General features: G+C 72.0%; 13 protein-coding genes. 9 read left to right on the forward strand and 4 right to left on the reverse strand.

Translation table 11 applies throughout. From position 1 onward, the window contains the following. Positions 1–109 precede the first annotated feature (109 nt). From POL72_RS40880 to POL72_RS40910, 7 genes are all read left to right on the forward strand, one after another. On the forward strand, positions 110–2,059 hold the full coding sequence (locus tag POL72_RS40880; protein WP_272102274.1) for an alpha-amylase family glycosyl hydrolase: 1,950 nt from the start codon (positions 110–112) through the stop codon (positions 2,057–2,059). A gap of 39 nt (positions 2,060–2,098) precedes the next feature. Beyond that, on the forward strand, positions 2,099–3,178 hold the full coding sequence (locus POL72_RS40885) for an ABC transporter ATP-binding protein (RefSeq protein WP_272102275.1): 1,080 nt from the start codon (positions 2,099–2,101) through the stop codon (positions 3,176–3,178). 7 nt (positions 3,179–3,185) lie between these two features. Continuing rightward, positions 3,186–5,489: an extracellular solute-binding protein gene (locus POL72_RS40890; protein WP_272102276.1), complete on the forward strand. Its 2,304-nt coding sequence runs from the start codon at positions 3,186–3,188 to the stop codon at positions 5,487–5,489. Next, positions 5,486–6,346, forward strand: a complete 861-nt coding sequence (locus POL72_RS40895) for a sugar ABC transporter permease (protein WP_272102277.1) — start codon at positions 5,486–5,488, stop codon at positions 6,344–6,346. The genes POL72_RS40890 and POL72_RS40895 overlap by 4 nt, the downstream gene beginning before the upstream one ends. Before the next feature lie 230 nt (positions 6,347–6,576). Beyond that, positions 6,577–9,426, forward strand: a complete 2,850-nt coding sequence (locus POL72_RS40900; RefSeq protein ID WP_272102278.1) for a hybrid sensor histidine kinase/response regulator — start codon at positions 6,577–6,579, stop codon at positions 9,424–9,426. Beyond that, positions 9,420–10,343 carry an ATP-binding response regulator gene (locus tag POL72_RS40905; protein ID WP_272102279.1) on the forward strand — a complete coding sequence of 308 codons (924 nt, stop codon included), beginning with the start codon at positions 9,420–9,422 and terminating at the stop codon, positions 10,341–10,343. Before POL72_RS40900 ends, POL72_RS40905 begins: the two co-directional genes overlap by 7 nt. A 77-nt stretch (positions 10,344–10,420) precedes the next feature. Continuing rightward, on the forward strand, positions 10,421–12,715 hold the full coding sequence (locus POL72_RS40910; protein WP_373372295.1) for a substrate-binding domain-containing protein: 2,295 nt from the start codon (positions 10,421–10,423) through the stop codon (positions 12,713–12,715). Positions 12,716–13,035: 320 nt separating this feature from the next. On the opposite strand, the gene POL72_RS40915 is transcribed toward POL72_RS40910, so the two are convergent. Further along, complete coding sequence (locus POL72_RS40915) at positions 13,036–14,202, reverse strand: serine hydrolase domain-containing protein (RefSeq protein WP_272102281.1); 1,167 nt, start codon at positions 14,200–14,202, stop codon at positions 13,036–13,038. 190 nt (positions 14,203–14,392) lie between these two features. On the opposite strand from POL72_RS40915, the gene POL72_RS40920 reads away from it, so the two are divergent. Then, a complete protein-coding gene (locus POL72_RS40920; RefSeq protein WP_272102282.1) occupies positions 14,393–14,866 on the forward strand; it encodes a MarR family winged helix-turn-helix transcriptional regulator in 474 nt (157 codons plus the stop codon). A 70-nt stretch (positions 14,867–14,936) separates the two neighbouring features. Here the strand turns inward: POL72_RS40920 and POL72_RS40925 are convergent, their stop codons facing one another. After that, a complete protein-coding gene (locus POL72_RS40925) occupies positions 14,937–16,472 on the reverse strand; it encodes a hypothetical protein (protein ID WP_272102283.1) in 1,536 nt (511 codons plus the stop codon). Between the two features lie 184 nt (positions 16,473–16,656). Beyond that, positions 16,657–17,427 carry an SDR family NAD(P)-dependent oxidoreductase gene (locus tag POL72_RS40930; protein WP_272102284.1) on the reverse strand — a complete coding sequence of 257 codons (771 nt, stop codon included), beginning with the start codon at positions 17,425–17,427 and terminating at the stop codon, positions 16,657–16,659. Between the two features lie 141 nt (positions 17,428–17,568). Here POL72_RS40930 and POL72_RS40935 point away from each other — a divergent pair, with 141 nt between their 5' ends. Further along, on the forward strand, positions 17,569–18,480 hold the full coding sequence (locus tag POL72_RS40935; protein WP_272102285.1) for a LysR family transcriptional regulator: 912 nt from the start codon (positions 17,569–17,571) through the stop codon (positions 18,478–18,480). A 123-nt stretch (positions 18,481–18,603) separates the two neighbouring features. Here the strand turns inward: POL72_RS40935 and POL72_RS40940 are convergent, their stop codons facing one another. Further along, positions 18,604–19,224, reverse strand: coding sequence for a DUF1349 domain-containing protein (locus POL72_RS40940; RefSeq protein ID WP_272102286.1), 621 nt, complete (start codon positions 19,222–19,224; stop codon positions 18,604–18,606). Positions 19,225–19,295 lie beyond the last annotated feature (71 nt).

Genomic DNA, 19,295 nt, shown 5'->3' on the forward strand with positions numbered 1-19,295 from the left:
CCGCGCCGCTGCCCATCGGGCTCATCAGGCGAGATGGGCTCTCGTCCGGCGCGTGTGTCGGCTCGCGTGGATGTGTGATGGCGCGACACGCCGAGCTAAGGTGATCACGATGGACCGGCGGCGATCGAGACTCTCCCTCTGGCGGACCGCGCGGGCGGCCGGGGCCGCCTCGCTCGCGCTTTTCGCGGGGGCGTGCGCCGAGCTCGACCAGGAGCCCGCGCGGTCGGTCTCGCTCTCGCTCGGGACGCACGCGAGCGACTGGCGGGAGGAGATCATCTATCAGGTGCTGATAGACCGCTTCGCCGACGGCGACGCGGGGAACAACACCCGGGTGTCCTCGGGGCCGGGCAGGTGGCACGGCGGCGACTGGAAGGGGCTCGAGGAGCGTCTGCCCTACCTCGAGGAGCTCGGTGTCACCGCGCTCTGGATCTCGCCGATCGTCAAGAACGTCGACACCGACGCGGGTGTCGACGGATATCACGGTTACTGGACGCAGGATTTCACGGAGCTGAACCCCCATTTCGGCGACCTCGCGTCGCTGCGCCGGCTCGTCGCGTCGGCCCACGACCGCGGCATGAAGGTCATCCTCGACATCGTGACGAACCACGTCGGCCAGCTGTTCTATTACGACATCAACGAGAACGGGCAGCCCGACGCGGACGCCCACGGCAGCGGCGGGGACGGGCGCCTCCAGCTCGAGGCGGTGAACGAGTACGATCCGGAGTTCGACCCTCGCGGCGTCCAGGCGCGGACGCCGCTCGGCAAGTCCGGTCGGGCGCCGATCGTCTTCCGCCGCGAACCCGCGACCAACCACCTCCCGCCGCGGCCCGAGGTCTTCCAGAACCCCGAGGTGTACAACCGCAAGGGGCGCATCCTCGATTTCGAGGATCTCGACCAGCTCGTGCACGGCGATCTCCCGGGCGGCCTCAAGGACATCGACACCTCCCGCTGCGACGTGAAGCGGGCGATGGTCGACGTCTTCGTGCGCTGGGTCGAGCTCACCGACGTCGACGGGTTCCGCATCGACACGCTGAAGCACGTCGAGCACGAGTTCTGGCGCTATTTCACGCAGAACGTCCGGCTGCAGCTGGCCGCGATGGGCAAGACCCGTTTCTTCATGTTCGGCGAGGCCTTCGACGGCGAGGACGACCTCGTCGGCAGCTTCACGAGGCACGAGGTCCCGGCTCACCCGCACGACCAAGCGCTCGGCGGCGATCTCGCGCGCGAGAACGGCGGCGAGGCGGAGGGGGGCTGTCCGGGCACCGCGCCGATCACGGGGGACTCGGTCGACTCCGTCCTGTATTTCCCCCAGCACTATCAGGTCTTTCGAGATGTTTTCCGGGACGCCCGGGCCACGCGGCGGATCGAGGAGCTCTGGGACGCGCGGGCGCTCAACTACGGCGCTGAGCCGAACGCGAACGGCATCGGTGTTCCGCCGCTGAAGGCGCTGGTCAATTTCATCGACAACCACGACGTCCCGCGCTTCCTCCATGTCGGCCCGGGCGCCTCGCCCTTCAAGGCCGATCCCGAGGCGGCGCTCAAGAACGCGCTCCTGTTCCTCTTCACCGAGGACGGCATCCCTTGCCTGTACTACGGCACGGAGCAGGGCTTCAGCGGCGGCGACGACCCGGCGAACCGCGAAGATCTCTGGGAGAGCGGCTATGACACGCAGCGCCCGCTCTTCCGGTGGGTCCAGCGGCTCACGGCGCTGCGCAGGGGCTACCAGGCGCTCACCCTCGGCGAGCAGCGGGTGCGCTGGTCGACGGAGCGGACGGGCGAACAGGACGAGGACGCGGGGATCTTCGCGTTCGACCGGGGGGAGCCGGACGGCGACTACGCGCTCGTGGTGCTCAACACGCACCCCCGGAAGCAGAGCGCCACGAGCTTCGAGGGGGCGGCGATGACCACGGGCCTGACGCGGGGGACCGTGCTCGTCGACGTGCTCTCGCCCGAAAAAAAGAGATATAGGGTGGGCGCGAACGGCGCCGTCACCGTCACGCTGCCCCCGGTGAGCGGGGCGCTGCTCATCCCGGAAGACCAGGTCATCCATGGTCTCTGATCCTCCCTGGCACTCCTGCCTTCCAAGAGAGTCTCCAATATGGCGTCTGTCAAAGTGCGCGGACTCAACAAGCGATTCGGCCAGACCCACGTGCTGCGCGGCGTCTCGGTCGACGTGCCCGACGGATCGTTCGCCGTCCTCGTGGGCCCGAGCGGCTGCGGCAAGTCGACGCTGCTCAGGCTGCTCGCCGGGCTCGAGGAGGCGGACGACGGCACGATCGCGCTCGACGACCGCGACGTCACGCGGCTGGAGCCGCGCGATCGCGACATCGCGATGGTGTTCCAGTCGTACGCCCTCTACCCGCACCTCACGGTGCGCGAGAACCTCGCCTTCGGCCTGAAGCTCCGGAAGACGCCGCCGGCCGAGATCGAGGCGCGCGTGAAGGAGGCGTCGGAGATGCTCGGGCTCGGCCCGCTCCTCGAGCGGCACCCCCGGGCGCTCTCCGGCGGCCAGCGGCAGCGCGTGGCCATGGGCAGGGCCATCGTGCGGCGGGCGCAGCTCTTCCTGTTCGACGAGCCGCTCTCGAACCTCGACGCCGCGCTGCGCGCGCAGGTGCGGGTCGACATCCGCAAGCTGCACGATCGGCTCGGCGCGACGAGCGTCTACGTCACCCACGATCAGGTCGAGGCCATGACGCTCGCCGACGAGATCTTCGTGCTCAACAAGGGCGTCGTCGAGCAGTCGGGTCCGCCTCTCGAGGTCTTCGCCCGGCCTCGCACCCAGTTCGTGGCGAGCTTCCTCGGCAGCCCGGCCATGAACTTCGTCGACGCGCGCCTGGAGAGGCGCGGCGACAGGTGGGTCGCGGCCCAGGGCGACCTCGCCATCGACATCGACGCGGCCGACTTCCCGGGCGCGCTCTCGTCCGGGCGGCGCGTGACGGTCGGCGTGCGCCCGCACGAGGTGGACCTCGCCCCGCGCGACGGCGGCACCCCGTTCGAGGTGGCGATCGTCGAGGCCCTCGGGGCCGAGTCGTATGCGCACGGCACCGTCGCGGGGGCGCCGTTCGTTGCGCGCCTCGACCCGGCGGCGCGCGTCGGCAAGGGGGACACCGTGCGCGTCGCGCTCCGCCAGGTGCACCTGTTCGACGCGGACTCCGGGCTGAGCCTGCGAGAAGCGTGAGGCGACCGTGCCGAGCCGTCGCTGTCGTTTCGCGCTCGCGTTCGCGCTCACGCTCGCTGCGCCCGCGCTGATCCTCCTCTTGCCCGCGCTCGCGGCCGCGGCACCGATCCGGCTGTGGCACGCCTACCGCGACGACGAGGCCAGGGCGCTCGACGCCATCGTCGCGGCCTTCGAGGGCGAGGAGGTCGAGGTCCTCGCCGTCCCGTTCGACGCCTACGCCTCGAAGCTCCAGGCCGCGATCCCGATGGGGGAGGGGCCCGATCTGTTCATCGACGCCCACGAGCGGCTCGGCGACTTCCGCGCGCGCGACCTCGTCGCGCCCGTGGGCGACGCGCTCGAGCCGGGCGGCGAGGCCGTGTTCCAGGGGCCGGCGCTCGCCGCGGTCCGGCAGGGGGGCGAGATCCTCGGCCTGCCGATCAGCCAGAAATGCGTGGCGCTCTACATGAACACCGCGCTCGTGAAGGAGGCCCCGGCGACCCTCGAGGACATCGAGGCGCTGGCCGGCTCGCTCCCGCAGGGCGTCTATCCGCTCGCGTACGAGGCGGCGAACGCCTACGCGCACATGCCGATCCTCGCGGCGTTCGGCGGCGCGATGCTGGGCGAGGACGACGAGTTCGGCTTCGTCGGCCCGGGGCCCGAGCGCTCGCTCGAGCTCGTCCGTTCGCTGATCGCGCGGCGGATCGTCCCGGAGGACGCGAACGGCGCGCTGGTGACCGACCTGTTCAACGCGGGCCGCGCCGCGTTCGTGATCAGCGGGCCGTGGTTCGCGGGCGGCCTCCGGGAAGAGGCGAGGCGGCGCGCCCGCGTCGTCCCGCTCCCGAAGGTGCGCGAGACCGGCCTCCCGATGCGGCCGTTCTTGACCGTCGAGGCGGTGATGCTCTCTCCCCAGGGCGCGCGGCGCGCCGGGGCGCGAGCGCTCGCGCGCCACCTCGCCGGCGCCGCGGCCGCGGCCACGCGGCTCCGGGTGGCGCGGACGCCGCCGGTGCGGAGCGACGTGGCGATCCCGGCCGGCGACGCCTTCATCGTGGCGTTCACCGAGCAGGCCAAGGTGGCCATCCCGATGCCGACCTCGCCGGCGATGCGCTCGACCTGGGAGCCGTCCACGCGCGCGATCCGCAAGGTGCTCCGGGGCGACGCGCCCCCCGACGCCGCGCTCTCCGAGGCCAAGCGCCGCTTCGACGACGTCCGCCGGCCGCTCCCGCCCCCCGCCTCGCCGGCGCCGCTCCTCGCCGCGCTCGGCGCGCTCGCGCTGCTGCTCGCGCTCCGGTGGGTCCGCGCCTCGAGGCGCGCGGCGCCTGGCACCGCGCACTGGCGTTTGTTCCGGCGGTCCCTCAAACGCTCGTTCGGACGCTCGATTCCAGCCTACAAGTACGTCGCGCACGCGGTCGTCGCGATCGGCGTGCTCGTCGTCGTCCCGCTCGTCATCGGCGCGGCGACGTCGCTCTTCGCCGGCAGGGGCGAGGGCCTCCGGTATGTCGGCCTCGCCAACTTCATCAGCATCCTCACGGCCCGCGGCGGGCCGCTCTTCGCGAGCGGCTCGTTCTACCTCGTGCTCGCGGTGACCGTGCTCTGGACCGCGGTGAACCTCTGCCTCCACGTCCTCCTCGGCGTCTCGCTCGCGCTGCTCCTGCACCGCCCGACCCTGCGCCTCCGGGCGCTCTACCGGGTGCTCCTCATCGTGCCCTGGGCCGTGCCGAGCTACGTGACCGCGCTGTCCTGGAAGGGCATGTTCCACCGGCAGTTCGGGGCCGTCACCGGCCTCATCGAGGCGGTGAACTCCGCGCTCGGGACGAGCATCGAGCCCATCTCCTGGTTCTCGAGCTTCACGACGGCGTTCACGGCCAACGTGACGACCAACGTCTGGCTCGGGTTCCCGTTCATGATGGTCGTCACGCTGGGCGCGCTCACCGCCGTTCCGGACGATGTGCTCGAGGCCGCCGAGGTCGACGGCGCAACGCGGTGGCAGCGTCTGCGGAAAATTACGCTGCCTCTGATCAGGCCGGTGCTCGCGCCCGCGGTGACGCTGGGCGCGATCTGGACGTTCAACATGTTCAACGTCGTGTTCCTGGTGTCCGGCGGCGACCCGGACGGCACCACGGACATCCTCGTCTCCGAGGCGTACCGGTGGGCGTTCACCCGCGAGGCCCAGTACGGCTACGCGGCGGCGTACTCGGTGCTCATCTTCCTGCTCTTGACGCTCGCGACGCGGGAGTGGCGCTTCCGGCGGCGGACGCCTGTGTCGGCCCTCCCGAAGGGCGGGGCCGAGGCGGGATCGGCGCCCGTGCCGGCGGCGGCGACGGAGGCCGCGTGACGCGGAGGCCCTCTCCGGTCGAGTCGATCGCGGTGCACGCCGCGCTGATCGCGGCGGTCGCTTTCGCGCTGTACCCGGTGCTCTGGGTCGCCTCGATCGCCTTCTCCGGGGCGCGCCCGCCGGTGCCGGAGGTGCTGCCCATCCCGAACCAGCCGACGTTCGAGCACCTCGTGGCGGTGGTCACGACGTCGAAGAAGGTCGGCGGCGAGCCGATCTGGCTCTTCCCCCGCCAGCTCGCCAACTCGATCGTCGTCGCGCTCGCGACGGCGGCGGTCGGCGTCTCCGTCGCGGTCCCGGCGGCGTACGCGCTCGCGCGCTTCCAGTTCCTCGGCAAGGACCGCGGCCTGCGCGCGCTGCTCGCGACGCAGATGTTCCCCACGGTGGCGAGCGCGATCCCGCTGTACCTCCTGCTCGACGCGCTCGGCCTGCTCAACTCGCGGACCGGGCTCGTGCTCTGCTACGCGTCGACGGCGGTGCCGTTCTCGATCTTCCAGCTCCGGGCGGCGTTCGAGGCCATCCCGGTCGACCTGGAGGAGGCGGCGATGGTCGACGGGGCGACGCGATTCCAGGCTTTCCTCCGGGTCGTGCTCCCGGCGGCGCGGCCGGCGATCGCCGTGACGGCGCTGTTCGCGATCATGACGGCGTACAACGAGTTCATCCTCGCGGCGACGCTGCTCGGCAAGGAGGAGATGTTCACGCTGCCGGTGGTGCTGCAGCGGTACATCGGCGAGTACGACGCGCAGTGGGAGCGGTTCGCGGCGGGGGCGCTCCTCGTGTCGCTGCCGGTCATGGCGGCGTTCTATGTGGTGCAGCGTCACCTGATCGCGGGGCTGACGACGGGCGGCGTGAAGGGGTGAGCGCGCCGCGGTGAGCGCGGCGGCGGGCGCCTCGGCCGCCGCGCACCGGCGGCGCGGGCCGTCAGCGCCGGGTCCGCCGGCGACGCGACCCGCGCTGCTCGGCCTCGTGGTGCTCGGGGTCGAGCGGCGTCCCTCCTACTTGCCCGCTGTGCCCCGGCGTCGCCCGTCCATGGGACCCGACCCTCGCGGCCGTGGACGCCCGATCGCGACCCCGCTATCTCCATGAAGCCATGCCGAAGGCCGAGGATCCCCCGCCAGTCGCCGCGCCGGGGACCGCTCACGCGGACCCCCGCCCGTCGCTGGGCGGCGAGCCCCGCCCATCGCTGGGCGGCGACGCCGACGGCCGCGGCACGTTCCTGCCGCTCCCCTCCGCGCTGCAGCGGCGCCTCAGCCGGCCCTCGTGGGAGAAGTTCGTGCTCCCGCTGCTCGGCCCCGTGCTCGCGCTGCTCGTCATCGGCGCGGTCGCCACGCTCGAGGCCGCGCTCGACTGGACCGTCCCGAACCCGCCCGCGATCCTCTCGATGATCATCGTCTTCGCGGCGTTCAGCGGCGGCCTCTGGAGCGGCATCGTCACCGCGCTCATCTCGTGCGTGTACTTCGCGCTCTACTTCTCCAAGGATGGCGTCCTGTTGTCGTACGAGGACGACAAGCTCCTCCGGGTCGTCGTCTACGCCGTCACCACCCCCGCCATGGCGGTGATGGCGAGCATCGCCAAGCGCCGCGCGGACGCCATGGGCGAGGCCTCGCTCGAGAACGAGCGCGAGCACTCCGCGAGCCTGCGCGCCCTGCTCATGCAGCGCCAGGCGGTCGAGGAGGAGCTCCAGCAGGCCAAGGAGGCCGCCGAGGCGGCGAGCCGCGCGAAGAGCGAGTTCCTCGCCAGCGTGAGCCACGAGATCCGCACCCCGATGAACGGCATCATCGGCATGACGTCGCTCGCGCTCCAGACCGAGCTCACCCAGGAGCAGCGCGAGTACCTCGAGATGGTCAAGATCTCGGCCGACGCGCTGCTCTCCATCATCAACGACGTCCTCGATTTCTCGAAGATCGAGGCCGGCAAGCTCGAGATGGAGCCCGTCGTCTTCGACCCGAGCGAGATCATCGGCGACGCCGTGAAGACGCTCGCGCTCCGCGCCCACGAGAAGCGGCTCGAGCTCGCCTACGACGTCGGCCCCGACGTGCCCGAGGCGCTCGTCGGCGATCCGCTGCGCCTGCGCCAGGTCCTCGTGAACCTCGTGAGCAACGCGGTGAAGTTCACCGACGCCGGCGAGGTCGTCGTCCGCGCCGAGGTCGACTCGCGCGCCCCCCTCACGCCGGAGGAGGAGGCCAGCGCGGACAGCCAGGGCACGCCGAGCCTCTACGCGGGCGAGGCGCTCGGCGACGCCGTGGTGCTCCGCGTGAGCGTGATCGACACGGGCATCGGGATCGCCCCGGACAAGCAGCGGCTCGTCTTCGACGCGTTCGCCCAGGCGGACGGCTCGACCACCCGCAAGTACGGCGGCACGGGGCTCGGCCTCACGATCTGCGCCCGCCTCGTCGACATGATGGGCGGCAAGATCTGGATCGAGAGCGAGGTCGGCAAGGGCAGCACGTTCCACTTCACCCTCCAGCTCCGGGCGCTCGAGGGCGCCGCCCGGTCGCGCCGCCTGGAGATCCCGAAGGACCTCCTCGGCACGAAGGTCCTCATCGCGGACGACAACGCGACCGCGCGGCGCATCCTCGCGGACACCATCGAGGGCTGGGGGATGAAGGCGGTCCCCGTCGACTCGGGGGCGGCGGCGATCGCCGCGCTCTCGGAGGACTCGGGCGTGTGGGCGCTGCCCTGGGGCAAGCCGGGGGGCAACGCGGTGGGGCCGAGCAGCTCGTTCGGCCTCGCCATCGTCGACGCCCGCATGCCGAAGGTCGACGGCTTCGCCGTGGTCGAGCACTGCCGGAAGCGCGAGATCTTGAAGGGGCGCGTCCTCATGCTGCTCAGCTCGACGTCCGCGCAGGCGGACGTCGCGCGCTGCCGCGATCTCGGCGTCTTCGGCATGGTCACGAAGCCCGTGAAGACGTCCCACCTCCAGGAGGCCGTGTTCCACGCCTTCGGCATCCCGACGCGGACCTCGCTCCGGTCGGCCGACCCGCGCCGCGCCGCGTCCGGGATGCGCGCGCGCGGCCTGCGCGTGCTCGTCGCCGAGGACAACGCGATCAACCAGAAGCTGATGCGCCGCTGGCTCGAGCGGCAGGGCCACCACGTGCACATCGTCGAGAACGGCCGCCTCGCCGTCGAGAAGATCGCGGGCGGGCAGTACGACGTGGCCCTGCTCGACGTGGAGATGCCCGAGATGGACGGCCTCCAGGTCGCGCGGGTCGTCCGCGCCCGCGAGCGGCGCGTGGGCGGGCACATGCCGCTCATCGTCGTGACCGCCTACGCGATGAAGGGCGATCGCGAGCGCTGCCTCCGGGCCGGCTTCGACGGCTACGTGTCGAAGCCGGTGCAGGTCGAGGAGCTCTACGACATGCTCGACCGGTTCGCCGCCGGGCCCGCCGCCCTGGAGATCGAGGACCCGGCGCGCATGTCGCTCGGCGCCCCGAGCTCGTACGCGTCGGTGCCCTCGTCGACGTTCGACAGCGGGCCGCCGAGCACCCGGGCGGAGGAGCGGCTGCAGCCCTCGCCCTCCTCGATCGCGGCCCGGCCGATGTTCGATCGCACCAAGGCGCTGGAGCGGACGGGCGGCGACGCCGACCTCCTGCGCGAGCTCGCCGAGGTCTTCCTGGAGGAGTGCCCGCGCTGGATGGGCGACATCGACGACGCGGTGGCCGCCGGCGACGCCCGCAAGCTCCAGCGGGCCGCGCACAGCCTGAAGGGCGGGGTCGACAGCTTCGGCGCGCGGGGCGCGTTCGAGGCCTCCTTCGCGCTGGAGAAGATGGCGCGCGCGAACGAGCTCGGCAGCCTGGCCGAGGCGCAGTTCGCGCTGCGGGCGCAGATCGAGCGCCTGCTGCCCGAGCTCGCCGCGTTCGTGCGCGAGGGCGCGCCGGCGGACCCGGCGCCGCCGGTGCAGGGCGAGCGGCGCTCTGATAGCGAGGTGACGCGATGGTGAGGGTGCTCGTGGTGGACGACTCCCCGATGGATCGGCGCCTCTCCGGGAGCTTGCTCAAGAAGCGCGCCGGGATGGAGCCCGTGTACGCCGAGAACGGCGTCGAGGCGCTCGAGACGATCGCCAGGTCGATGCCCGAGATCGTGCTGACCGATCTCCAGATGCCGGAGATGGACGGCCTGGAGCTGGTCGAGGCGATCCGCCGCGAGCACCCGTACCTCCCGGTGATCCTGATGACGGCGCACGGCAGCGAGGAGATCGCGGTGCAGGCGCTGCGGCGCGGCGCCGCGAGCTACGTCGCGAAGCGGAGCCTCGCGGCGGAGCTCGTGAACACGGTCGAGAACGTCCTCGCGGTGGCGCGGCTCGATCGGCGGGAGCAGCAGCTCCTCTCGTGCCTGACGGCGACCGAGTCCCACTTCGAGCTCGACAACGACGTGGCGAAGGTCCCCGCGCTGGTGGGCCACGTCGAGCAGAGCCTCGGCCGGATGCGGCTGTGCGACGAGACGGGCCGGATCCAGGTCGCGGTGGCGCTGCGCGAGGCGCTCGTGAACGCCATCGTGCACGGCAACCTCGAGGTCAGCTCGAAGCTGCTCGACGAGCAGCCGAGCGCCTTCTCCGCGCTCGTCGAGCGACGCCGGACGGAGAGCCCCTTCCGGGATCGGCGCGTGGTCGTCGTGGCGCGGGAGACGCGCACCGAGGCGACGTACGTGGTGCGCGACGAGGGGCCCGGCTTCGACCCACGCAACCTGCCGGATCCGACCGACCTCGCCAACCTGGACAAGCCGAGCGGCCGCGGCCTGATGCTGATCCGCACGTTCATGGACGAGGTGCGGCACAACGAGAAGGGCAACGAGATCCGCATGGTGATGCGGTGTCGCTCGCCGGGGGCCAGCGGCGAGCCGGGCGAGGACGGCGGCTGACGCCGTCGCGACGCGACCTGCTATCCTCGGCGCTAGCGCGCGCAGCCGTGGGACGGGGGAGCAGGGAGAGCGAGGTGATGGTTCAGGGTAGCCGGGGCAGTGAAGTCGAGTCGCCGGGGCAGCGGGGCGGCGGATCTGACGGCTCGGTCCAGGGAGATGGCGCTGCCGGACAGCGAGCCACGGGAGGAGACGCCGGCGGCTCGACGCGCGTCGCGAATCGCCTCGCGGAGCCGCCCCTCGGCGGAACAGGCGTCGATGAAACACCACGTGTGATGACCGTCGGCGTCATCACCCCCTATCTGGACGGCTCCTTCTGGAACCCGGTCCTGACGGGCATCCACGAGGCAGCGCAGCAGCACGGTTGTCGGACGCTGGTGATGCGCGGCACGCCCGCCTCGCTAAAGGCCCCTTCGCTCGCCAGAGAGCAGGTGGATGGATGGATCGTCGTGATCGGGGTGGACGGCATCGAGCAGCTCGCTGGCGAGCGGGTCCCGCGCGTCGTCGTCGGCACCCATGTCCACAAGGGCGACTGCCCGTCGGTGATCCCGGACAACCACAGCGGGATCCGGAGCGCGGTGCGCCACCTGATCGGCCACGGTCACCGGCGCATCGCGTTCGTCGGCTGCTTCCATGAGTCCGATGTACGCGAGCGCTTCGACGCCTACCGAGGGACGCTCGACGAGGCGGGGATACCGTTCGATCCAGAGCTGGTCATCCGGACCGACGACAACTGGTATCCCGGCGGCGAGAAGGCCGCCCCGCAGCTCATCGCGCGGCGGCACGCGTGCACGGCGGCGATCTTCGGGACGGACAAGAACGCGCTCGGGATGATGCCGTTGCTGAAGGCGGCGGGCGTCCGTATCCCCGAAGACATGGCGATCGTCGGCTTCGACGATGTGCCGGAGGCGCAAACGGCCGACCCGCCGCTGACCACCGTGCGCCAGCGGTTCGAGATGCTGGGGAGCGCCGCGTGTGATCTCGTCGTCTCGATGGTCGCCGGCGAGGCCGCCCCGCCCGATCTCGTGCTCACGCCGAACACCTTGATCCAGCGGATCTCGTGCGGATGCGACGTGCTCCAGAGCTACCTCGACGAGGACGCGGCGCCGGCGGAGGGCGCCGGCGGCGACCTGGACCGACGGATGGTCGAGCTGCTCCTCGCGCCCCAGCGCCTCGCGCCGGAGACGTCGGCTGCCGCCGTATGGCCGGGGGTCGGCCTGGTGCTCGAGGCGTATGAAGCGGCGATCCAGGGCGCCGCGCTCCCTCCGGCGAAGGCGCTGGAGCGCGCCTACCAGGAGGCCGTCGGCATCTCGTCCGATATGGGCACCTTGATGGCGATCGTCCGCGTGCTCCGCCGGGCCCACGAGCGGCGCCGCGAGCGGCTGGGCGGAGATGCGGCGTCCGCGCAGCGGGTCGAGGCGTTCCTGGACAGCGCGCACCTCTCGATCGCTCGGGCTCGGCTCAGCGTCGAGGCCGAGTTCGTGGCGCAGCTCGGGATGCTCGTGAGGTCGAATCACGACGTGGGCCTCGCGCTGTTCAGCGGCTCCCAGGAAGAATCCCTCTCGCTCTCATGGCTTGCAAAGACCAAAGCGGGCTGGGCGTGCCTTGCGCTCCGGGAGGACGCGTCCACGCTCGTCGTCGCCGGCGCCTACAGCCGCGACGGCGACGCGACGCCCCCGATCGGCAGCCGCTATCGGCAGGAGGCGTTCCCGCCTGCGGATCTGCTGCCGCCCTCGGTCGCGAGCGGCGCGCTCATGATGATCCTCCTGCCGATCCGCACCGCCCGGCGCGACTGGGGGGTCCTGGCGCTCATGGGGTCGACCCTCCGCGAGCTGACCGGCGACGAGGGCACGCTCGGGGTCTGGGCGTCGCTGCTCGCCGCGGCCCTCGAGCGCAACGAGCTCGTCCAGTCGCTCTCGGCCAAGAACGCGGAGCTGCAGACCGCCTACGCGAGCGAGCGAGCGCTCTCGGACACGGTGCGCGAGCTCGGCTGCCCGCTCATCCCGCTCCTGCCCGGCGTGCTGCTCGTGCCGCTGATCGGCGCCATCGACCGCGACCGCGCCCTCCAGGTGCTGACGGCCGTCGTCGAGGGCGTGGACCGGCACGAGGCGCGCTTCGTGCTGCTCGACATCACCGGCGTGCCGGCGGTGGACGTCCAGGTCGCCCACGCGCTGGGCCAGACGAGCCGCGCGGTCGCCCTGCTCGGGGCGCGCGTCGTCCTGGTCGGCGTGCGCCCCGAGCTCGCCAGGAGCCTCGTGGACGTGGAGCTCGGCGATCTGTCCACGTACTCGTCCCTTGCGGCCGCCCTTCACGAGCTGACGGCGAGGGGCCGCCGCCGTGCCGGCGCGAGGCGCCGCGCGGCGCGCATCGCCTGATGGCCGGTGGGAGCCCGCTCGGCTGTGGTTCGGGGGTTCGCTCCGAGCACGCGGAGGCGGTGAACGCCAAGGCAAAGCGGTTGATCTCTGCCCATGAAGAGGGCGAGCAGGCCTGTGAGTACAGGTGTCCGTCGCAGCACGTCGAGTGCCGAGCAGGGCAACGAGCGCCAGCTCGTGCGTAACAAGAAGTCGTCCTGAGCCGCACGGCAGGACTCCTGACCCGTAGTCCTGGTTTCGTCCTCTCCTAGATACCTTGTATGTGTTCACGGGTCGTCCTCTCAAAAGACCACGCACGCACCCCGGCCGCGCGGACCCAGCGCTCATAGACACGAGTACACGGCCTCGATCAGCGCCGGCCACCGCGGGTCGCCGCCCTCGCCGCTCGCGATGGTCTGGTTCGGTGTGTAGCCGAACCCGAGCCCCGCGTCGGGGTCGGCGAAGCCGAGCGCCCCGCCCGCGCCGGGGTGGCCGAAGGTCCGCGGGCCGCGCCCGAAGGGGCGCAGCGCGCTCGGCAGCATGAACCCGAGCGAGAACCGGCTCTCCGCGAGGAGGACGGCGTCGAGCCCGGCCGACCGCTCCGCCAGCGCGGCCTCGATCGCCTCCGGCGACAGCACGCGCGCGGCGCCGGCGAGGGCCCCGCCGTTCGCGAGCGCGCCGTACATCCGCGCGAGCGCGCGCGCGTTCGCGTGGCCGTTCAGCGCCGGGATCTCCGCGCGCCGGGCGCGGACGGTGTTGACGAGCCCCGGCGACACGAGGTCGCGCGGCCTGGTGAAGGCCATCGAGGTGAGCGACGCCGGGTCGCGGAAGCTCGCGCCGAACGCGCCGCCCAGGCCTGTCGGGCTCGCGATGGTCGGCGGCACCTCGGCGATCCGCCCGTCGTGCTCGGCGCCGGTGCCGATGTGGAGGTCCAGGCCGAGCGGGCCCGCGACGGCCTCCCGGAGGAACGCGCCCACGCGCCGGCCGCTCGCGCGCCGGATCACCTCGCCCACGAGGAAGCCGAACGTCACGGCGTGGTAGCCGTGCCGGGCGCCCGGCTCCCAGAACGGCTCCTCCGCGGCGAGGGCGGCGGTCATGGCCTGCCAGTCGTAGAGCGCGCCCTCCTTCGGCTCGGCGCGGAGCGCCGGCAGGCCGGCGCTGTGATCGAGCAGCTGGGCCACGAGGACGCGCCCCTTGCCGGCCGCGCCGAACTCCGGCCAGGCGGCGGCGACCGGCGCATCCACGTCGAGCGCGCGCTTCTCTGCGAGCGCGTGGGCGCACAGCGCCACGGCGCCCTTCGTCGCCGAGAAGACGTTCACGATCGTGTCGCCGCGCCAGGGCGCGGTCCTCGCCGCGTCCCGGAAGCCGGCCCAGAGGTCGACGACCACGCGGCCGCGCACGGCGACGCACACGGCGGCCCCGAGCTCGGGGAACCGCTCGAAATTCGAGGCGAACGCCGCGCGCACGGGCGCAAACGCCGGGTCGCACGTGCCATGGATCGCGAGGTGCATCGCTCGTCCCTTCGTCCCTTCCTCGGGGCAGCACGGGCCCGGGCGCGCGCGGGCGAGCCGCCCGGCCCTTCGAGCCCGACCCCGATGATACGCAACCCATGTTGCGCAACCTTGGTTGATGGATAGGACCGCCGCCCGCGGCCGTCAACGTCATTTGCGCAACCTCGGTTGCGGGTTACACGCTCCGGCCGTGAAGCCTGCGCGCCCGGACGAGGACCTCGTGCTGCTCTTCGCCGCCATCGCCGCCGCGAACAGCGACGAGGTGATGCGCCGCGTGGAGCGGGCCGGCCACGGCGATCTCCGGCCGAGCCATGGCTACGTGTTCCAGCACCTCATCCCGGGGCCGGTGAAGGTGAGGGAGCTCGCGGAGCGGCTCGGCATCACGGCGCAGGGCGCCTCGAAGGCGGTGGCGGAGCTGGAGGAGCTCGGCTACGTGCGCCGGCGCGTCGCCGAGGACGACCAGCGCAACCGCCTCGTGGAGCTCACCGACCGCGGGTGGGCGGCGGTCGAGGCGGGGCGCGCCGCGCGCGCCGCGGTGAACAGGCGGCTCCGCGCGCTGCTCGGCGAGGAGCAGGCCGGCGCGCTGCTCGCGTCGCTCCAGCGCGTCGCCGAGCGCACGGGGGGGCTCGAGCTCCTGTCCTCGCGCCGGCTCCGCCAGCCGTAGCGCGCCCGGGTCCGACCCGGCGGCTGCGCGGCCGGGGCGGCGACCGAGGCGTAGAAGCGCAGCGCGCGTCTCAGTCGCCCGGCGCGGCAGGCGTGAGGAGCGAGGTGTCGACGCGCAGCACGCGGGCCGTGAAGGGCCCCACGCGTGACGCCTGCGTGCGCATGGCTACGGTGAGCTCCGTGCCGAACGCGGAGACATCGACGAGCGGGTGGCGCTGGTACACATCGCTGAAATGGCTCTCGCCTGCGATCGCGGGGAGCGGCAGCGTCACAGCGATTTCGGGCGCCCCTCCGGCGGCAGGCACGCGCACGAGGCGCAGCTCGCCGCGGCTCGCGTCCGCCGCGATGTTGCCGACGCACGTCGGCAGATCGACGTTCTGCACCTCGTAGGCGATCGTCCAGTCGATGTGGCTTATCAGGAATGCGATCCACACGTCGCCGTCGCTCGTGCGCGCGGCCGAGAAGGCCGACCATTCGAGGCCGGAGGTCACCTCGTGGCATTCGGCCGGGCAGCCCTCCGACGCGGGGTCGCCGAAGCCGCGCTGGCAGCTGTACGTCGGCGTCGCTGTGCCGGGGATCGCCACCTCGTCGACGCCGTCGTCCTCGCCGGCGCTCTCCAGCCGCAGCCCGTCGGGGTGCTGCACGACCGCCGCGAAGCGCGGAATCGTCGCTTGACCAGGGGGCTGCGGCGGCGGGACGGGTTCGTAACGGAGCGGCGAGCTCGCGGAGACCGGAGCGCCGATGCTGCGCTCCGTGGTGCCGTCGAGCACCTCGAGCTGCCAGCTATCGGAGCGCGCCTGGACCATGCCAAACGCCAGCGGCGCGTCGTCGGGCGCGAGGGCGAAGCGGGTCCAGCCGCTGTCGACCGGCCGGCTCGCCGGCGCGACGTCCCAGGCGCCGCCGGAGGTGCGCGTCGCGTGCGCGATGCTCTCCGGCGCGTCCGTGAGGATCCAGATGTGCGGCTCACCCTGGGAGTCCACCGCGACATCGAGGACCGGCACGTATTTGTCGTCGCGATCGAACACCATCTGCTTCTCGGCCGCGCCGTCTGCGAGCGGCAGGAACACGACACCGCCGGGATAACCGTCACCGCTGCCTTGCGTCTCGTCCACCGCGGCATATGCCTTTCCGTCCGGCGAGAGCGCCACGCTCACGCTATTGCTCTGCACGTCGAAGTCGCGTTGCGTCGCCCCATCGCCGTCGAGCTCGAACAGCCGCGTCGGGGCGTTGCTGCTCGTCACGAGGTACGTCGCGCCCGTCGCCGGCACGGCCCGCACCCCGCCCGCTGCAAAGTCGAAGTCGGTGCACGTCACCTCCACGTCGAGCGTGATCGCGCAAGGCGCGTCCGCGGGACAGGCGTCACCGTGGTCGCCCCGCTGCGAATCACACGTCACCGGTCCGCCGCCGGCGCCGCCTTGACCGTCGGCGCCGCCCTGACCGCCGGCGCCGCCTCGACCGCCGGCGCCGCCTTCACCCCCGGCGCCGCCGGCCCCTCCCGTGCCAGCTGGCACGCTGGTATCTCCCTGGCACCCGAGCGTCAGCGACAGGCCGGCGAGCATGCCGGCCCCGAGGATTCGAACGGTGAGCAACTGCAATTCTCTGCGCATGAGCGCTCGCCTCCTTGCGATGCGCTCTCATCCAGCACCAAACGTGCCAGTCGAGCTCCTCCGCAAAAGCCGCCCTCACGCTCGATGGCTTGTGCCGTTCTGTGTCGGAATGTTCGATGTGCTCGCTGCTCCCGCTGCAGGCGCTGGCCCGACGACCACGCGCCTGCCGCGGGCTCGGAGCGCCTCAGAGATTCATCCCGCCTGACGCCTCGATGCGCTGGCCGTTGATCCACTGGCCCTCGGGCGAGAGGAGCGCCGCGACCGCGCCGCCGATGTCATCCGGGAGGCCGACCCGGCCGAGGGCGGTCTGGGCGGCGATCATCTTGTTCAGCTCGGCGTTGTCGCGCACGACGCCGCCCCCGAAGTCGGTCTCGATCGCGCCGGGCGCCAGCGTGTTCACCGCGATCTTCCGCGGCCCGAGCTCCTTTGCCAGGTAGCGGGTCAGCACCTCCACCCCGCCCTTCATCGCGGCGTAGGCGGAGTAGCCGGGGAAGCTGAACCGCGTGAGCCCCGACGAGACGTTGAGGATCCGCCCGCCGTCCGCGATGAGCGGAAGGAGCTTCTGTATGAGGAAGAACGTCCCCTTCAAGTGGACGTTCATGAGGGCGTCGAACTGCTCTTCGGTCGTCTCGGCGAAGCTCGCGTGGCCGCCCATGCCGGCGTTGTTCACCAGGTAATCGAAGCGATCGCGCCCGAAGCGACCGGCGAGCTCGGCCTTCACCGCGGAGGCGAACGCGTCGAACCCGCGGGTGCTCCCCAGATCGAGCGCGATGGCCGCCGCCTTGCTCCCCTTGGCCTCGATCTGCTTCACCACATCTGCCGCCTCGGCCGCGCCGCCGCGGTAGGTGATGATGACGTCCACGCCGCGATCCGCGAGGTGGAGCGCCATGCTCTTTCCCAGCCCGCGGCTTCCGCCGGTGATGAGGGCGACGGGGCTACGCTTGGATGTGCTCATGGTCGGGTCCTTTCGATGGCGACGCGGCTGCTCGCCGCTGTCCGTGGCGGCTGCTCGCCGCCGTCTGTGAGTGTGAATAGCGATCCGATCCCGGTTGCGGAAGGCCCGAGGCTCCGACAGACTGTTTCGTCAATCGAAACAATGACCGTCGACGTCGGATCGCTGAAGATCTTCGTGAAGGTGGCGGAGCTTGGCAGCTTCACGCGCGCTGGCGAGCACCTCGGCATGCCCAAGGCGCGCGTGTCGCTGCGGCTGAAGGCCCTGGAGGCCGAGCTCGGCACCCGGCTCCTCCAGCGGTCGACGCGCGTCGTGCGCCTCACGCCGGACGGAGAGGAGCTCCTTCCGCGGGCGCGGCGCCTCGCGCTCGAGGCCGACGAGCTCGGCGCGATGTTCCAGGCCGCGCGGGGCCTGCGCGGGCGGGTGCGGATCGATCTGCCGGTGAACTTCGCGCGCGACGTCATCATCCCGCGCTTGCCCGACCTGCTCGCGCGCCACCCCGAGCTCGAGGTGCTCCTCAGCACGACCGATCGGCGCGTCGAGCCGCTCCGCGAGGGCTTCGACTGCGTCCTGCGCATCGGCGCCCCGGGGGGCGACGGGCTCGTCGGCCGCAGGCTCGGCGTCCTGCGGATGGTGAACCTCGCGAGCCCGTCCTATCTGCGCGAGTATGGTACGCCTCGTCGCCTCGAGGATCTCGAACGGCACCTCCTCGTGCATTACTCGTCGACGCTCGGCGCCGAGGCGCCGTCGTTCGAGTACCCCCACGACGGCGGTTACCGCGAGTGGCCGATGCGCAGCGTGGTGACGGTCAACAGCGCGGACGCCTATCTCGCGGCGTGCCTGGCGGGCCTCGGCATCATCCAGGCGCCGCGGGTAGGCAAGTTCGCCGGCATCACCGCGGGGGAGCTCGTCGAGGTTTTACCCTCCCTCACCTGCGCGCCGATGCCGGTCTCGCTCCTCCACACGCACGGCAGGAGCGTGCCGCGCCGCGTGCGCGCGGTGATGAGCTGGATCACCGAGGTGCTCTCTCCGCACCTCGAGGCGCTCGACCGCTAGAGCGGCGGTCACCCGCTTCGGATACGGGCCCATCTCGACGTTTTCGGTGCTCAGCGCACCGGAGTGCGCTTCCGCGCCGAAAACGCCGATCTGGACCCGTCTCCTGTGCGGGTGACCGCCGCTCTAACCCGCGCGCCCGGGCGCGATCCGCAGCAGATCGAACTCCGCCACGAAGCCCTCGCCCAGCGGGCTGCAAGCGTAAAGGCCGCACTCCACCTCGCGCGCGCCGTCGTCCTCGTGAAGGTGGGCCATGCGGATCTGCGTCCACGCCGCGCCGTCGCCCGAGCTGTCGACGAGGTAATCCGGCCCCTCCCGCCGGACGCGCAGCCAGATCTCGCGGCGATCCGAGGGAAACGGCTGGGTCGACCAGTCGCTGTAGCCCGCGTTCGTCACCACCGCGCCGAGCCGGCTCGGGCCGTCCGGCTCGAACTCGACCGACGTCTTCAGCCAGCACGACTCCGCGATCCGCACCATGAGCCCTGCCTGATCGTACTGGTGCGCCGGCCGGAACCGCACATGGCAGGTCATCACGAAGTCGCCGCCGGCGCGGGTGAAGAGGAAAGGCCCGTTGTCGTTGCGAAAGCCGTAGTGCGTCCGCTGCCAGTAGTCCGTCTTCGCGGCGGGCTCGACGACGAGCACGCTCCGCTCCGGCGCCACCGCCCAGCGCGCCGGCGGGTTGCGCCACGTGAGCCGCGGATCGATTCCAGGGTTGGTAAATCCCTCTTCCAGAAGCTGTCCTGTCATGACGCAGACCTCCGAGCGCCGCACGGCGCGCGGTCCGCCCGCGCGCGGCGAGGGCCGGGAGGCTACCACGG

The organism is Sorangium aterium, from assembly GCF_028368935.1.
Taxonomy (GTDB): domain Bacteria; phylum Myxococcota_A; class Polyangia; order Polyangiales; family Polyangiaceae; genus Sorangium; species Sorangium atrum.

Bases quoted from the DNA above. Each gene is read 5' to 3' on its own strand.
- POL72_RS40880 (WP_272102274.1), top strand. From the start codon at position 110: ATGGACCGGCGGCGATCGAGACTCTCCCTCTGGCGGACCGCGCGGGCG.
- POL72_RS40885 (WP_272102275.1), top strand. From the start codon at position 2,099: ATGGCGTCTGTCAAAGTGCGCGGACTCAACAAGCGATTCGGCCAGACC.
- POL72_RS40900 (WP_272102278.1), top strand. From the start codon at position 6,577: ATGCCGAAGGCCGAGGATCCCCCGCCAGTCGCCGCGCCGGGGACCGCT.
- POL72_RS40905 (WP_272102279.1), top strand. From the start codon at position 9,420: ATGGTGAGGGTGCTCGTGGTGGACGACTCCCCGATGGATCGGCGCCTC.
- POL72_RS40910 (WP_373372295.1), top strand. From the start codon at position 10,421: ATGGTTCAGGGTAGCCGGGGCAGTGAAGTCGAGTCGCCGGGGCAGCGG.
- POL72_RS40915 (WP_272102281.1), bottom strand. From the start codon at position 14,202: ATGCACCTCGCGATCCATGGCACGTGCGACCCGGCGTTTGCGCCCGTG.
- POL72_RS40925 (WP_272102283.1), bottom strand. From the start codon at position 16,472: ATGCGCAGAGAATTGCAGTTGCTCACCGTTCGAATCCTCGGGGCCGGC.
- POL72_RS40930 (WP_272102284.1), bottom strand. From the start codon at position 17,427: ATGAGCACATCCAAGCGTAGCCCCGTCGCCCTCATCACCGGCGGAAGC.
- POL72_RS40935 (WP_272102285.1), top strand. From the start codon at position 17,569: ATGACCGTCGACGTCGGATCGCTGAAGATCTTCGTGAAGGTGGCGGAG.
- POL72_RS40940 (WP_272102286.1), bottom strand. From the start codon at position 19,224: ATGACAGGACAGCTTCTGGAAGAGGGATTTACCAACCCTGGAATCGAT.